This window comes from Burkholderia sp. L27(2015), from assembly GCF_009765705.1.
Classification (GTDB): Bacteria; Pseudomonadota; Gammaproteobacteria; order Burkholderiales; family Burkholderiaceae; genus LMUX01.
Genome location: NZ_LMUX01000019.1, coordinates 1 through 1,250, shown reverse-complemented (window position 1 = coordinate 1,250; position 1,250 = coordinate 1). Strand labels below are relative to the sequence as shown.

General features: G+C 64.5%; 2 protein-coding genes. Both read right to left on the bottom strand.

The features are described 5' to 3' along the window. Positions 1-242: 242 nt before the first annotated feature. Positions 243-1,034, bottom strand: a complete 792-nt coding sequence (locus tag GSQ77_RS17055; RefSeq protein ID WP_158903973.1) for a disulfide isomerase DsbC N-terminal domain-containing protein — start codon at positions 1,032-1,034, stop codon at positions 243-245. 93 nt (positions 1,035-1,127) lie between these two features. Next, positions 1,128-1,250 (bottom strand): tyrosine-type recombinase/integrase (locus GSQ77_RS17050; protein ID WP_158903972.1); only part of this gene is annotated, 123 nt, incomplete at its 5' end.

The window sequence follows — 1,250 nt, the reverse complement described above, 5'->3', positions numbered from 1 at the left end:
CTGAGCGTAGCGCAGCGAAGTCGAAGGGCATCGTGGCGTACCGTCCGGCTCTGGCCCTTCGACTCCGGCCCATAGGCCTACGCTCAGGGCGAACGGTTTGGGTTGAGGCTCGATCTCACTCCCGAACTTCGCCTTGCTCCCTGCGCCACGCTGGACGTTTCGCCAGTGCAGGCATGGCTGCACAAGGGCGGGGATCGCGCACAGGGTGCGCTCCTACAGGGTTATCCGCAGACGAGCGGGCGTCAGCCGCCCGCGCTGGAGTGCTTTTGGACGGCATTCAGCATTTCGGCCGGCGGGAGATAGCCGCCGATCATGCTGCCGTCTTCGGCGAATACCGCCGGCGTACCCATCGCATCGATGCCGAGCCGCAAACCCAACTCGTACTCCTGCTTGACCGGGTTGACGCAGGTTGCCGGTTTCGGGGCGTGATCGTGCTTGGCCGCGGTGAGGCTGGCGTTGCGGTCAGCGGCGCACCATACCGATACCATCTCTTTATAGACGGACGTCGGCTGGCCGCTGGCGTTGTTCACGCCATCGCGCGGCCACGCCAGATACTCCACGGCGATGCCTTCCTTGTTGTAGGCCGCCATGCTCTCGTGCAGAGCGCGGCAGTAGCCGCAGGTGACATCAGTGAACACGGTGATGGTGTATTTCGGATGCGCCGGCGCAAACACGATGCGCTCGGAGGCCGGCACCTTGGCCAACTCAGCCTTGCGGAACGCGGCCCAGCCGGCATCGCTGAGATTCCGCTTGCGGGTCAGATCGATCAGGTCGCCGTTCAACAGATACTTGCCATCGGCACTGACGTAGATCAGCTGGCCCGCGGCAATCACCTGGTAAAAGCCCGGAATGGGCGCCGCTTCGATCGAGTCGATCTGGACGTCCGCAGAAAGTGCGCCGAGCGTCTGCCGCACCATCTTCTCTGCGGCCGGCGTAACCGCCTGACCCGCCACCGGCGCTGCGCCGCCATCAGCAGCGTAAGCACTGAACGCCAATCCGCCGACGCACAAGGCCAGCAACCATTTCTTCAACATCACAAACCTCGGTACGATCCAGTCGGCGCACACTGCCGGCGGCCATCCAGCATTCTCGCACACCCGGCTGAACAGGCTCTCACCGCAGCCCGCTCACCCACGCGGATGGTGTTGCGCGTGCAGCCGCTTCAGACCTTCCTTCGCCACCAGCGTGTAGATCTGCGTGGTGCTGAGCGAGCTGTGGCCGAGCAGCATCTGCAACGCGCGCAGGTCGGC